The sequence below is a fragment of the Hymenobacter swuensis DY53 genome, assembly GCF_000576555.1.
GTDB classification, from domain to species: domain Bacteria; phylum Bacteroidota; class Bacteroidia; order Cytophagales; family Hymenobacteraceae; genus Hymenobacter; species Hymenobacter swuensis.
Genome location: NZ_CP007145.1, coordinates 1,950,524 through 1,964,111, shown reverse-complemented (window position 1 = coordinate 1,964,111; position 13,588 = coordinate 1,950,524). Strand labels below are relative to the sequence as shown.

Genomic DNA, 13,588 nt, shown 5'->3' with positions numbered 1-13,588 from the left:
AGCCCCGCCCGGTCCGGCAAATTCCTTTCTTCCGCGCTCCACTCCCACCCACCCCATATGTCCACCTACTTCCGTTTTCTCTTGCTGCTGCTGCTGGCTACTTCGGCCGTGGCCCAACCCGGTGCACCCGACCCGTGGCGCCTGACGGCTGCCGCCATCGACCCCAAAAACTATCACGGCGTGACGGTGGCCAACGGGATGCTGGGCATTGTGTCGTCGCCGGAGCCGTTTCAGGTGAAGAGCGTGGTGCTGGCCGGGGCCTACGACCAGTACGGCCGGGGCCGGGTGAGCAACTTCCTCAACAGCTTCAACCTGCTGAACATGTACCTGGAAGTGGACGGCCGCCGGCTTTCAGGCAAGGACGCCAGCAACTTCCGCCAGGAGCTGGACATGCAGCGCGCCAGCCTCACCACCTCCTTCGAGTATGCTGACAAGGCCACCATCCGCTACACCTACTACGCCCTGCGCCACCTGCCCTTCACGGTGCTCCTGGATGTGAGCATCACGGCCAAAAAGGACCTGCAGCTGGGGGCCGCCAGCGTGATGGAAACTCCCGATGCCCTGCGCGACGCCCAGAACTACTACAACGAAATCGACCGGCCGCACGTGACGCTGAGCCTGCTCACGTCGTCGGCCCGCAGCCCCACCGGCAAGATGCAGCTGTGCGCTTCCAACACGTTTTTGTTTGGGGAAGGCCACGGCCAGGAGCCCAAGGTGATTCATGAAATGTGGGATAACAACATGCACCTGATGAAGTTCGGGAAGGCCCTGAAGGCCGGGCAGACCTACTCCTACGCCGTGGCGGGCTCCAGCATCACCTCCAGCCACCACCCCGATCCGCTCAACGAGGCCGAGCGCCTGACCATCTTCGCCCGCCTCGAAGGTAAGGACCGCCTGCTGGCCTACCACGCCAAAGCCTGGCAGGAGCTGTGGCAGAGCGACATTCAGATTACCGGCGACGCCCAGGCCCAGCAGGACGTGCACAGCATGCTCTACCACCTCTACAGCTTCACCCGCGCCGGCACCGACTTCTCGCCCTCGCCCATGGGCCTCTCGGGGCTGGGCTACAACGGCCACGTGTTCTGGGACACCGACGTGTGGATGTTCCCGGCCCTGCTGGTGCTGCACCCGGACATGGCCAAATCCATGATTGAATACCGCTTCCGGCGGCTGGAAGCGGCCCGGCGGAACGCCTTCGGCCACGGCTACCAGGGCGCGCAGTACCCCTGGGAAAGCGCCGATACGGGCGTGGAGGAAACCCCGGTGTGGGCCCTGAGCGGGCCGTTCGAGCACCACATTTCGGCCTGTGTGGCCCTGGCAGCGTGGCAGTACTACTGCGTGACCCAGGACAAGGACTGGCTGCGCGAGAAAGGCTACCCCATCCTGTCGGCTACGGCTGATTTCTGGGCCAGCCGGGTGGAGCGCAACGGCCCCGGCCACTACGACATCAAGAACGTGGTGGCAGCCGATGAGTGGGCCGAAAACGTGGACAACAACGCCTTCACCAACGCCGCCGCCCAGGTAAACCTGCGCAACGCCACGGCCGCCGCCCGGCTGCTGGGCCTCAAAGCCAACCCCGACTGGGCGCACGTGGCCCAGAACATTCCGATTTTGAAGATGGCCGACGGCGTGACCCAGGAACACGCTACGTACAAAGGGGAAGGCATCAAGCAGGGCGACGTGAACCTGCTGGCCTACCCGCTGGGCGTCATCACTGACCCCGCGCAAATCCGGAAGGATTTGGCCTACTACGAAACGCGCGTCCCCACCGAAGGCACGCCCGCCATGACGCAGGCCATCTTCGCGCTGCTGTACGCTCGCCTCGGCAACGCCGACAAGGCGGCCCACTTCTTTCAGGATGCCTACGTGCCCAACCTGCTGCCGCCCTTCCGGGTGGTGGCCGAAACCAAGGGCGGCACCAACCCCTACTTCGCCACCGGCGCGGGCGGCGTGCTGCAGGCCGTGCTGATGGGATTCGGCGGCCTCGACATCACGCCGGCCGGCATTTCGCAACGCAAAACCACTTTGCCCACGGGCTGGCAGTCGGTGCGCATTACGGGCGTCGGGCCGCAACGCAAAACCTACTCCGTCACGCGCTGACGGTTGTTGCGCCCTTCCGCGAATCAGGCAGAAGGCGTGGCGACATGACGAAAACACCTCCGCAACGCCCGAGCTGGCTGCAACCGGCCGTGCGGCGCTGCCGGGATGGGGAGTGGCAGGAGGCCTTGTGGGAAGGGCCCCTTGCCCGCCGCCCGCCGCAAGGCGGGCGGCACTTCCCCCATCCTCTATGTTCTACCCCACACCCTCCCACCCTACTATACCACTCTCATATGGCGCTCAGCTCTACTGTTTCACGCGCGGCCTCGGCGGTGGCGTCGGTACCCAAGCCGCGGCTGGCTTTCTGGCAGATTCTGAACATGAACGTGGGCTTTTTCGGGATTCAGTACAGCTTCGGCTTGCAGCAGACCAACATGAGCCCCATTTACAGCTACCTCGGGGCCGACCCCGAGAAGCTGCCGTTTCTGTGGCTGGCCGGGCCCATGACGGGCCTGCTGGTGCAGCCCATCATCGGGGCGCTGAGCGACAAAACCCTGAGCCGCTGGGGCCGGCGCACACCGTATTTCCTGCTGGGCGCGGTGCTGTGCAGCCTGTGCCTGCTGGCCATGCCCTTCAGCCGGGCCGTATGGATGGCCGCCAGCCTGCTCTGGATTCTGGATGCGGCCAACAACATCACCATGGAGCCGTACCGGGCCTTCGTGAGCGACAAGCTGCCGCCCCCGCAGCACAGCGTGGGCTTCCTCACGCAGAGCTTCTTCACGGGCCTGGGCATCACGCTGGCCAACTTCACGCCCTCGGTGCTGGTGTATTTGGGACTGGTCAGCGCCACGGCCCGCAGCCAGAACAACATCCCGCACACCACCTACGCGGCCTTCCTGATTGGGGCGGCCGTGAGCATCGGGGCCATTCTGTACTCGGTATTCACCACCAAGGAGCACCCGCTCAGCGACGCGGAAGTGGCCGCCATCCGGGCCCAGCCCAAAGGCCTGGGCCACACCCTGGCCGAAATCGGCAGCGCCATCCGCGACATGCCCCCGACCATGCGCCGCATGGGCCCTATGATGCTGTGCACTTGGTACGCTATGTTCTGCTACTGGCAGTACATCACCCTGAGTCTGGCCAGCACCGTGTATGGGGTCAGCAGCTCGGCCGCCCCGGAGTTTGCCAAGGCGCAGCTGCTGACCGGGCGCGTGAACGGCACCTACAACATCGTCACGTTCTGCGCGGCGTTCGGGCTGGCGTGGCTGGCCCGGCAGTGGGGGCCGCGGGCGGTGCACATGCTGAGCCTGAGTCTGGCCGGGCTGGGGCTGCTGGCCCTGCCCCTGATTGCCGACCCCAACCTGCTGCTGGCCCCCATGATTGGGCTGGGCATCGGGTGGGCCAGCATGATGGGCACCACCTACGTGATGCTGGCCGGGGCCATTCCGAAGGAACGCACCGGCGTGTATATGGGCATCTTCAACATGTTCATTGTGCTGCCCATGCTGCTCCAGACGGTGTCGTTTTCCTGGGTGTACCGCCACCTGCTCGGCTCCCGCCCCGAAAACGTGATTCACTTGGCCGGAGCTCTGCTGCTGGCTGGGGCGGTCTGTGTGCTGTTCATTCCGCGTACCAATCCGAACCTACAGTTTGAGAAGCCGGCTGCTACCTGAGCCGAACCAGCGGCCCGTAGAGACGCGGATTTGCATCTCGGGGCCTGCTGATGGTGTTTACCGGTGCGCGGTTTCGGTCGTTCTGGCGAGAGACGCGAGTACGCGTCTCTACAGGCCACTGTCCCCTTTTGCCCTCGCGCGGCCCCACTCTCACTTTCTCCTTCATGACCTTTCAGTCCGAACCCGCCCTTGAGCTTCTGCGCCGCGCCGCCACGCCGTACGGTTTTGTGGCCAGCGTGCAGGACGTGAGCAACTACCAGCGCATCTGGACGCGCGACGGCGTGATTACCGGCCTGGCTGCCCTGCTTTCCGGCGACGACCACCTGCTGGCCGCCACCGAAGCCACGCTGCGCACCATTTTTGGGGCCCAGCACCCGGTGGGCTTTTTTGCCTCGAACGTGGACCCGCGCACCGGCCAGGCCAGCTACGGCGGCAACTGCGGCCGCGTCGATAACGTGAGCTGGGCCATCATCGGGCTGCTGCAGCACGCCCACCTCACGGGCAGCACAACCCTGGCCGACACCTACCAGCCCCAGGTGGAGCGGGGGCTGACTGTGCTGGAGGCCTGGGAGTTCAACGGCAAGCACCTGGTGTACGTGCCCCAGAGCGGCGACTGGGCTGATGAATACGTGCAGCACGGCTACGTGCTCTACGACCAGCTGCTGCGGGTGTGGACCCTGGAGCTGGCCGGCCACCACTACCAGCGCCCCGAGTGGCTAACCAAGGCCGCCACCATCCGGCAGGTGCTGGAGCGCAACTACTGGAACGAGGACGCCGCCCCCGATGCCGAGCCGCTCTACGCGCCCAACCTCGTGCACCAACGCCAAGCCGCGCCGCGCACGTTCTGGCTAATGGGCTTCAACCCGGCCCGCGTGTATGGGCAGTTTGATCTGGCCGCCAATGCCCTGGCCCTACTGCTCAACCTGGGCCCGGCCCCGCAGCAGGCCACCCTCCTAGCCTACCTGCACGAGCAGCTACAGCAGCGGCAGTTTCTGCTGCCGGCCTTCGCCCCGGCCCTCACGCCCGAGGACGGCCTCATGGCCGAGCTGACCGACAACTACGCCTATGAGTTCCGCAACCGCCCGCACGAGTTCCACAACGGTGGCCTTTGGCCCGTCTGGAACGGGTGGCTGGCGGCGGCGCTGCACCAGCATGGCCAGCCGGCGCTGGCCGATCAGCTCACCGGGTTGCTGCACACCGCCAACCAGCAAAATCCCGCCGGTCCGGCCTGGGGCTTCTACGAAAACTTCCACGGCCTCACCCACGCCCCCATTGGGGTGCCCTACTGCACCTGGAGCGCCGCCGGGCAGCTGCTGGCCGAAGCCTACGCCGGGGGCGGCCGGCTGTTTTTTCCTTCCTCATGAGCCCGCACTGTCAAGTCACGAGTCTGGGCGTTTAACCGAACGTCATGCTGAGCTTGTCGAAGCATCTCTCCCGCTTCGTTGAAGCAGTGCAGGCGAAGCGGTAGAGATGCTTCGGCTCCGCTCAGCATGACGGTCACACGCTCCGCGTGACGTGTACACACCCCGCAGGATGTCCAAGCGTTCCGCAGGATGCTCAACCGCTCCGCCTGGCATTTCAAACCTGATTTTAGCAAAATCCCAACCCGCACCTCATTTCTTCTGCCGATGCGCCCTTCTCCTGCTTCCGTTGCTGCTCCGGTCACTGCTCCGGAGCCCGTCAGTGGCCGCCTGCTTGCCATTGGCGAGGCGCTGGTGGATATTCTGACCACTGATTTTGTGGGCGACTTGTCCCAGGTAACGACTCTACAGGCGGTGGCGGGCGGTAGTCCGGCCAATCTGTGTCGGTTTGTGCAGCGATGCGGCGGTACGGCTTGCCTGGTAGCGGCCGTGGGGCAGGATGGGCTGGGTGAGATTCTGCTGCGCAACCTGACGGCCGCCGGCCTCAGTACCCGGCACGTCCACCAGTTGCCCGACCGCGCCACCAGCATCATCGTAGTGGGCCGCAGCCGCGATACGCCGGCCTTCATCCCCTACCGCAGCGCCGACCGGTACTTGCCCCCCATCGACCCGACCCTGATTGCAGAGGCTACACTGGTGCACACCACCGCTTTTGCCCTCAGTCGCCAGCCGGCCCAGGACCACATTCTGGAGGCCCTGGCTACCGCCTACGACCAGGGCCGCTCGGTATCGGTAGACTGGAACTACGCCGCCCCCATCTGGCGACGCGCCGACAATGCTCCCGACGTGTGGCAGCGCCTTTTGGCCTACGAGCCCCTGCTCAAAGTCAGCCTCGACGATGTGGCCCGCTTCGGCAAGGTGCCGGCCACGGCCGAAGCCGCCCGGGAATTTCTGCGCGATACGCCCGCCCGGGTGCTCTGCCTCACCTGCGGCTCCGATGGGGTGTGGTACCGCAGCCGGGGCGGCGACTGGCAGCACCAGGCCGCGCCCCCCGTACAGGTGTTGGACGCTACCGGGGCTGGCGACGCCTTCTGGGCCGGCTTCCTGACAAGCTGGATGCGGCAGGCTACCGTGGCCGAATGCGTGCAGGCGGGCATCAGCACGGCGGCGCGGCGGCTGCAGGGGCAATTGGCGTAGCGCAACTCAAAGCCCCTCTGCTAACGATTCTGTTTGCCAAAGTCATTTGAAACTACCTGAACCGTCATGCTGAGCTTGCCGAAGCATCTCTCCCGCTTCGTTGCAGTAGTACTCAGGCGAAGCGGGAGAGATGCTTCGGCAAGCTCAGCATGACCGTTCGGGAGTTTTCAGACACAGCTCAGCATACAACCGTCAGCATAAAGCAGGCAGCCGTTGGCGTCTCATGGTTGCACGCCTTGCTGCTTGTTACGCACAGGGCCGCCCCGAAACCGGTGTTTCGGGGCGGCCCTGTGGTGGTGTTGGGGCGGAATTATGCGCCTTTCGAGGCCAGCACGTCTACCATTTCGATGGTGGGCTCGGCGGCCAGCAGGTCGGGGGCGTGGGCGAACAGGGCTTCGGCTACTTTGCCGCCCAGATGGGCCTTGCGGCCAGCCTCGTCGGGGAAGGTGTCGAAAATGCCGAACGTGGATGGGCCCAGCTGAATGCCGTACCAGGTGGTGGTTTCGGGCTCCTGCTCTACCAGGGCCAGACCGCCGCGCAGGAAATCGGCCACGGCCTGCTCTTTGCCGGGCTTCGCTTCGAGACGCACGAACAATCCTACTTTTGCCATGATGGAAGGGGGTTAATGATTGGAACGCCCTAACTACCGCCCCACCATCCTATTGTTTGCGGTGGGGCCTTTACCGACGAATTTGGGTAGTTTCGCGCCTCTCTCTCGCCTGCCCTCTCTCTCCCACCCGCTCTCGTGTCTCGTATTCTTCCCACCATTGTGGGGGCGCAGTTTTGCTGCACCTCGCTGTGGTTTGCCGGCAATGCCGTTGCCCCCGAGCTGGCGGCGCGGTTCCGGCTGCCGCCCGGCTCCGTGGCCTCCCTCACCAGCGCCGTGCAGCTGGGCTTCATCAGTGGCACGCTGCTGTTTGCGCTGCTGGCCCTCGCCGACCGATTTTCGCCCTCGCGGGTGTTTTTTGTGAGTGCGCTGGCGGCGGCCACCGCCAACCTGGGCGTGCACCTGAGTGGCCTCGGGGCTGAGGGGCTGCTGGCCTGCCGCTTCCTGACGGGCTTTTTCCTGGCCGGCATCTATCCGGTGGGCATGAAAATAGCGGCCGACTACTACCAGGAAGGCCTGGGCCGCTCGTTGGGGTGGCTGGTGGGGGCGCTGGTGCTGGGCACGGCGTTTCCGCACCTGCTGCGCAGCCTCACGGCGGCCCTGCCGTGGTACTATGTCACGGGGGCTACCTCCGCGCTAACGGTGCTGGGCGGGGTAGCCATGCTGCTGCTGGTGCCCGACGGCCCGCACCGCCGCCCCGGCCAGCGGCCCCGCCTCATGGCGTTTCTGGCGGGGTTGCGGCAGCCGCAGTTTCGGGCGGCGGCGCTGGGCTACTTCGGGCACATGTGGGAATTGTACGCGTTCTGGGCGTTTGTGCCGATGGTGCTGGCTGCCTTTCAGGCGCGGCACCCGGCGGCGGCGCTGCCGGTGCCGCTGCTCTCGTTCGGCATACTTGGCGGGGGCAGTTTGGCCTGCGTGGGCGCGGGGCTGCTGGCCCGCCGACTTGGCCCGACCCGGGTAGCCACCACGGCGCTGGCGCTATCGGGCGGGTGCTGTTTGGTTTCGGGGCTGGTGCTGGGCGGCGGCTCGGCGGTGGGGCTGGTGGCGTTTCTGGCGTTCTGGGGGCTGGTGGTGGTGGCCGACTCGCCCATGTTTTCCACCTTGGTGGCCCGGCACGCCCCCGCCGAATCGCGCGGTGCGGCCCTGACCATCGTCAACTGCCTGGGGTTTGCCCTCACCATCGGCAGCGTGCAGCTCACCGGCTGGCTGGCCCCGCGCCTGCCGCCTCAGCTGCTGCTGCTGCCCCTGGCCCTCGGCCCGGCGCTGGGGCTGTGGGCGTTGTGGCGGGGAAAGCGGGTAGAAGCAGTTAAAACACATTAGATCAACAAGATCATGTTCATATCTTGCAGTAGCAGAATAGCCAACGTTCTAGTATAACCTCAATGACAAGTTTCGACAGCAACAACGATGATAGATTTGCCAATATATTTATTGATGAGTTTGGCAATTCACACACAGACCTCTCCAAGAATGGAACATTCTCTCATTTTATATACACAGCTGTAGTCATCGATAGCAAGGACTATGATAAAGCAAAAAAGATCAGAGAGGATATTTGTCATGTATTCAGATTAGGACCCAATATCAAATCATCTAATATTAAAGAAAAGCAATTTGACAAAAGAGTCAACATACTCAAGTATCTAGTAGAAAATTTAGATTTTACTATAAATTCGCTTATTGTAGACAAATCTGCAATAACGAGTGAAGGATTGAAGAACAAAAAAGTATTTTATAAATACTTCGAAAGCCTATTTGTCGCAAAATACAATCAAAAGTTCACTAGATATCACATATGGTCTGATTCTATAGGAACAGATTTTAGAAGTGAACTGAATAATTACATCCAAACTAACGCCATTCAAAGAGACCTGTTTTACCCAGATAGATTTTTTGAATTGACAGACGATATTTCTGGAGAGAAGTTAGTACAAGTTGCAGATTTTATCTCAGGCTGTGTCGGCAAAATATTCTGCGCAAGCCATGCACACGAAAAAGCCAGAGAACTATTTCAAGTAATCCAGCCAAGAACATCTGTTGAATATTTCCCCTTTGACTCAACTCCAATAATATACTCCCTCGATCATAACCAAACTATTGATAGTGAAATCAGAAAAATAAATTTACAATCTATATCCGAGCACCTCAATTCAAAAAACACAAGCAGAGAGAAACACTTACTACTAAATTATCTCAGATTACAAAATGAAATAAATCCAAGCAGATTAACCCCTACACATGAGCTATCAAACTATATCGAACAATTCGTTTCAGGTTTTTCAGTAGAAAAGCTTAGGACGTTAATAAGAGATTTAAGATTTGAAGGCATATTCATAATAAGCCATTCTGGAAAACCCGGATACAAGCTAGCAAATTCATACAATGATATTAGAGAACATTTTAATCACTTTTTAAAATACGTCGTGCCTATGCTTAACAAAGTTAAAATCATCAATGACTCTCTTTCATCCTATTCATTTAACAAGATAAATCCTATCGAAAAGGATGAAACATTAAAGAGGCTACGAGAGCTACTAATGGCTTTGCCATAAGAAATTACCACACACAAAACCGCCCCGCAACCTCACGGTTACGGGGCGGTTTGCGTTACGGCAAGCGGCGGCGGTTACAGCAGCTTGTCAATCATCACGGGTAAGTCGCGGACGCGCTTGCCGGTGGCGTGGAACACGGCGTTGGTGATGGCGGCGGCCACGCCCAGCATGCCTACCTCGCCGATGCCTTTCACGCCCAGCGGGTTCACGATGTCGTCTTCCTCCTCCACAAACAGCACGTCGATGTCGTGGATGTCGGCGTTGACGGGCACGTGGTACTCCGAGAAGTTGTGGTTCATGTAGCGGCCGAATTTGTGGTCCATCACCGTTTCCTCCATCAGCGCCATGCTGATGCCCCACACCACCGAGCCCAGCACCTGGGAGCGGGCGGTTTTGAGGTTGAGGATGCGGCCGGCGGCCACGGCATTCACCACGCGCGTAACGTGCACGGTGCCCAGTTCCTCGTCCACCTTCACCTCCGCAAACACGATGTTGTGGGAGTGCATGGAGTAGGGCTGCTGCTTGAGCATGTTGGGCATGGCCGAGCTGTCGGCTTCTACCTTGGTTTCGCCGCTGGCCTGCAGCACGTCGCGCAACACCACCGACTGGCTGGCATCGGTGCGCAGCCGGATCTGGCCGCTCACGAACTCCACGTCTTCCAGCTTGGCGCCTTTCAGGGGCGAGTCGTCCATCTTCTGGGCCAGCTTGAGCAGCTTTTCACCCAGGGCCTCGCAGGTGTTCTTCACGGCCGTGCCCACCGAAGCGGCCGTCCAGGAGCCGCCCTGCAGCGGGGCCTCGGGCAGGTCGGTGTCGCCGAGCTTGAAGGTGACGGCCTCGATGGGCAGACCCAGCGTTTCGGCCGCAATCTGCGTCATGATGGTGTAGGTGCCGGTGCCGTTTTCGCCGGCCGCGCTGGATACCGTCAGGTGCCCGTCGGCGGTGATGCTGGCCTTGGCAGCCGACTTCATCTGGGAAGCATCCCACACGCCGCCGCCAATGCCCCAGCCAATCAGCTTGCCATCTTTGTCGCGCATGGAGCCCGGGGCCTGGGTCCTCTTCTCCCAACCGAACTTGGCCGCGCCCTGGTGGTAGCAGTCGCGCAGCTTCTTGCTGGAGAAGGGCTTTTTCATGTTCTGGTCCATCTCCGCGTAGTTGCGCAGGCGGAACTCCAGCGGGTCGAGGCCGGCCTCGTAGGCCATTTCGTCCATGGCAATTTCCAGCCCGATGGAGCCGGTAGCGGCCCCGGGGGCACGCATGTCCAGGGGCGTATACACGTCGAGCTTGGCTAACTGGTAGCCCAGCTTCACGTTGTCGCACTGGTAGAGCATGCCGCTCCAGTTCACCACGTTTTCGGTGTAGTCCTCAAACTGGGAGGTTTCGTGGAGGGCGTGGTGCTGCACGGCGGCCAAGGTGCCATCGGCGTTGGTAGCCAGCTTGAGGTACTGCAGCGTGTGCGGCCGGTGGCCGAACGAGAACATCTGCTGGCGCGTAAGCGTCACGCGCACCGAGCGTTTCAACTCCAGCGCCGCCATTACGGCCAGAAACACCTGGTACTGCGGCCGCAAACCGGCCCCAAAACCACCACCCATGTACTCGTTTACCACGCGGCAGTCGTCCTTCTTCAACCCGAAGATTTTTGTAAGGTAGGCCTGCACGTTGTATACACCCTGGGTTTTGTCGTAGGCTGTGATTTTGCCATCGGAGTGGAACTGCGCCGTAGTGGAGAACAGCTCCATGGGGTTGTGGTGCTGGGCCCCGTGCACGTACTCAGCCTCCATGCGGTGTGGGGCCTCTTCCCAGGCTTTGTCGGGGTTGCCGCGGGGGGGCGGCGGCGGCATGTAGCCGGTTTTACCCGAGCCGGGCTCGTACCCCTCTTCGCGCTTGGTTTCGAGGCTGGTTTCGTGCTTTTCTTCCTGGTATTCGATGCGCAGCAACGATGCCGCGTAGCGGGCCACCTCGAAGTTCTCGGCTATAATCAGCGCCACCGGCTGCTGGCTGAACTTGATTTCGTTGTCGTGCAGGGGCCGGAAAGGTGAGCCGCCGGGGGCTACCTGGTCTTTGTAGCTGCGGTCAAACCAGGCCAGTGACGGTACGTTCTCGTGCGAGAATATCTTGAGCACGCCGGGCAGCGCCAGCACCTCATCGGCGTGAATTTTGGTGATTTTGCCCTTGGCAATAGGGCTGCTGATCACCCAGCCGTAGGTTAGGTCGGGCACGTTGAACTCAGCCGAGTACTTGGCCGCGCCGGTTACTTTCGCCGGACCATCAACGCGACTGGTGGGCTTGCCTATATGGTTGGTCGTGCTCATGGATTCGAGTTTAGAAAGACGTCGGATGCGGTTTGCGAGCCTTCGGCGGCCTGCTTGAGGGCCCGCACAATGGCGCGCTTGGCCAGCTCAATCTTGAAGTCGTTGGAGCCATAGCCCTGAGCGTTTTCCACTACTTTGGCCGCTACGCGGGCAAAGGTTTCCACGGTGGCCGGCTGCCCTTTAAGCAGGTTTTCGGCCTCCTGGTCGCGCCAGGGCTTGTGGGCCACGCCGCCGAGGGCCAGGCGCGCATCCGTGATGGTGTTGCCGTCGAGCTCCAGACCCGCCGCCACCGAAATCAGGGCGAAGGCGTAGCTACTCCGGTCGCGCAGCTTCAGGTAGCTAAAGTTCTTCTCGAAGCCCTTGGCCGGCAAATCGAGGCTGACAATCAGCTCGCCGGGCTCCAAGGTGTTGTCTTTTTCGGGCTGGTTGCCGGGCAGGCGGTGGAAGTCGTCAAAGGCAATGCTCCGCTCCCCATTGGGCCCGCTCACGCGCACCGTGGGGGCCAGCGCCGCCAGCGCCACGCACATATCACTCGGGTGCGTGGCAATGCACGACTCACTGGTGCCCAGAATGCCGCACACGCGGTTGTAGCCGCCAATGGCCGAGCAGCCCGAGCCCGGTTCCCGCTTGTTGCAGGGCGTGGCCAGGTCGTAGAAATAGTAGCAGCGGGTGCGCTGCATGAGGTTGCCGCCGTTGGTGGCCATGTTGCGCAGCTGCGGCGAGGCTCCGGCCAGAATAGCCTGGTTGAGCAGCGGGTAGCGGCTTTTCACGTCGTCGTGCCAAGCCGTGTCGGCGTTGGTGGCGGTAGCACCGAGGCGCAGGCCGCCGTCGGGCAGGTTTTCAATGTCGGCGAGGGGCAGCTTGCCCACGCTTACCAGGTGGGCGGGGCGCTCCACGTTTTCCTTCATCAAATCGATGAGGTTGGTGCCGCCCCCAATGTAGGCTGAGTCGGTGTGCCCCGCTTTGTCGCGCACGGCGTCCTCGACGGCCGTAGCGCGGTGGTAGGTAAAACTGTTCATTAGTGCTTGGCGGGTTGAGCGTCTACTACTTCCTTCACAGCATTCAGAATGCCTACGTAGGCACCGCAACGGCACACATTGCCGCTCATATGCTCCCGGATTTCATCCTCGGTGTGGGCACGCCCCTCATTGATGAGGCCCTGGGCAGAGCAGATCTGGCCGGGCGTGCAGTAGCCGCACTGGAAAGCGTCGTGGTCGACGAAGGCCTGCTGCAGCGGGTGCAGGTTTTCCTGCGTGCCCAGCCCTTCGATGGTGGTGATTTCGTCACCCTCGTGCATCACGGCCAGGGAAAGGCAGCTGTTGATGCGCTTGCCATCGACCAGCACCGTGCAGGCCCCGCACTGGCCATGGTCGCAGCCTTTTTTGGTGCCGGTCAAGTTAAGGTACTCGCGCAGGGCGTCAAGCAGGGTGGTCCAGGGGGCAATCTGGAGGGTGTGCTGCTGACCGTTGATGGTGAGGCGAACCGGGCCGGTAGGCGGCGGCGCGGCCACCCCGTCAGCGGGAGCTGCGGAGTTGGTCGGTTGCTGGGTCATAGAAAGAAGGTTGGGGTGATGGAGTAGATACGCAGAGGCTCTAACTCAGGCTTAGGCCCTGAGCCCTGATAGAGCTTGAATGACTTACGCTAGCTGCCGGGTTAGCGTTATGCTTTCCGCCGTATTTCTCCTGTACAAAATCCTATCCTTACGCTTCTCACCTGCCGGCCCCTTATTTATCAACTCATTAGCCCCGTATCCAGATTTAGTCTAAATATCTTCCCTATTCGCAAGTCAACATCCTGCATTTGTTCTATATTTCGTCATATTTATTGAAATACAACGCCAGCAAACTCCCAC

The 13,588-nt window shown here is 61.6% G+C and carries 10 protein-coding genes; 6 read left to right on the top strand and 4 right to left on the bottom strand.

The window, feature by feature from the left end; all coding sequences use genetic code 11:
* Window positions 1-57: 57 nt before the first annotated feature.
* The 4 genes from HSW_RS09755 to HSW_RS09740 all read left to right on the top strand — a co-directional run bounded on the left by HSW_RS09755 (window position 58) and on the right by HSW_RS09740 (window position 6,268).
* On the top strand, window positions 58-2,100 hold the full coding sequence (locus HSW_RS09755) for a glycoside hydrolase family 65 protein (RefSeq protein ID WP_044001780.1): 2,043 nt from the start codon (window positions 58-60) through the stop codon (window positions 2,098-2,100).
* Window positions 2,101-2,330: 230 nt separating this feature from the next.
* Window positions 2,331-3,710: an MFS transporter gene (locus tag HSW_RS09750; RefSeq protein ID WP_052346306.1), complete on the top strand. Its 1,380-nt coding sequence runs from the start codon at window positions 2,331-2,333 to the stop codon at window positions 3,708-3,710.
* A 164-nt stretch (window positions 3,711-3,874) separates the two neighbouring features.
* A complete protein-coding gene (locus HSW_RS09745; RefSeq protein WP_052346305.1) occupies window positions 3,875-5,074 on the top strand; it encodes a glycoside hydrolase 100 family protein in 1,200 nt (399 codons plus the stop codon).
* Between the two features lie 264 nt (window positions 5,075-5,338).
* Window positions 5,339-6,268, top strand: a complete 930-nt coding sequence (locus HSW_RS09740) for a carbohydrate kinase family protein (RefSeq protein ID WP_052346304.1) — start codon at window positions 5,339-5,341, stop codon at window positions 6,266-6,268.
* 310 nt (window positions 6,269-6,578) lie between these two features.
* Here the strand turns inward: HSW_RS09740 and HSW_RS09735 are convergent, their stop codons facing one another.
* Window positions 6,579-6,878: a putative quinol monooxygenase gene (locus HSW_RS09735; protein ID WP_044001779.1), complete on the bottom strand. Its 300-nt coding sequence runs from the start codon at window positions 6,876-6,878 to the stop codon at window positions 6,579-6,581.
* 135 nt (window positions 6,879-7,013) lie between these two features.
* Between HSW_RS09735 and HSW_RS09730 the strand changes: the two genes are divergently transcribed.
* Both HSW_RS09730 and HSW_RS23475 read left to right on the top strand, forming a co-directional pair.
* Window positions 7,014-8,195, top strand: coding sequence for an MFS transporter (locus HSW_RS09730; RefSeq protein WP_044001778.1), 1,182 nt, complete (start codon window positions 7,014-7,016; stop codon window positions 8,193-8,195).
* Window positions 8,196-8,257: 62 nt separating this feature from the next.
* Window positions 8,258-9,427, top strand: coding sequence for a DUF3800 domain-containing protein (locus HSW_RS23475; RefSeq protein WP_071883090.1), 1,170 nt, complete (start codon window positions 8,258-8,260; stop codon window positions 9,425-9,427).
* A gap of 74 nt (window positions 9,428-9,501) precedes the next feature.
* Here HSW_RS23475 and HSW_RS09725 read toward each other — a convergent pair whose 3' ends face one another.
* From HSW_RS09725 to HSW_RS09715, 3 genes are read right to left on the bottom strand one after another with little or no spacing between them, the layout of a single operon-like run.
* Window positions 9,502-11,736 carry a xanthine dehydrogenase family protein molybdopterin-binding subunit gene (locus tag HSW_RS09725; protein ID WP_044001777.1) on the bottom strand — a complete coding sequence of 745 codons (2,235 nt, stop codon included), beginning with the start codon at window positions 11,734-11,736 and terminating at the stop codon, window positions 9,502-9,504.
* On the bottom strand, window positions 11,733-12,755 hold the full coding sequence (locus tag HSW_RS09720; protein ID WP_044001776.1) for an FAD binding domain-containing protein: 1,023 nt from the start codon (window positions 12,753-12,755) through the stop codon (window positions 11,733-11,735). Before HSW_RS09720 ends, HSW_RS09725 begins: the two co-directional genes overlap by 4 nt.
* The gene (locus tag HSW_RS09715; RefSeq protein ID WP_044001775.1) at window positions 12,755-13,288 is read right to left on the bottom strand and encodes a (2Fe-2S)-binding protein; all 534 of its coding nucleotides are present in this window, start codon (window positions 13,286-13,288) and stop codon (window positions 12,755-12,757) included. The genes HSW_RS09720 and HSW_RS09715 overlap by 1 nt, the downstream gene beginning before the upstream one ends.
* Window positions 13,289-13,588 lie beyond the last annotated feature (300 nt).

What these genes read in the sequence shown, in the direction of transcription:
- HSW_RS09755 (WP_044001780.1), top strand. Translation starts at nt 58, where the DNA reads ATGTCCACCTACTTCCGTTTTCTCTTGCTGCTGCTGCTGGCTACTTCG.
- HSW_RS09750 (WP_052346306.1), top strand. Translation starts at nt 2,331, where the DNA reads ATGGCGCTCAGCTCTACTGTTTCACGCGCGGCCTCGGCGGTGGCGTCG.
- HSW_RS09745 (WP_052346305.1), top strand. Translation starts at nt 3,875, where the DNA reads ATGACCTTTCAGTCCGAACCCGCCCTTGAGCTTCTGCGCCGCGCCGCC.
- HSW_RS09740 (WP_052346304.1), top strand. Translation starts at nt 5,339, where the DNA reads ATGCGCCCTTCTCCTGCTTCCGTTGCTGCTCCGGTCACTGCTCCGGAG.
- HSW_RS09735 (WP_044001779.1), bottom strand. Translation starts at nt 6,878, where the DNA reads ATGGCAAAAGTAGGATTGTTCGTGCGTCTCGAAGCGAAGCCCGGCAAA.
- HSW_RS23475 (WP_071883090.1), top strand. Translation starts at nt 8,258, where the DNA reads ATGACAAGTTTCGACAGCAACAACGATGATAGATTTGCCAATATATTT.
- HSW_RS09725 (WP_044001777.1), bottom strand. Translation starts at nt 11,736, where the DNA reads ATGAGCACGACCAACCATATAGGCAAGCCCACCAGTCGCGTTGATGGT.
- HSW_RS09720 (WP_044001776.1), bottom strand. Translation starts at nt 12,755, where the DNA reads ATGAACAGTTTTACCTACCACCGCGCTACGGCCGTCGAGGACGCCGTG.
- HSW_RS09715 (WP_044001775.1), bottom strand. Translation starts at nt 13,288, where the DNA reads ATGACCCAGCAACCGACCAACTCCGCAGCTCCCGCTGACGGGGTGGCC.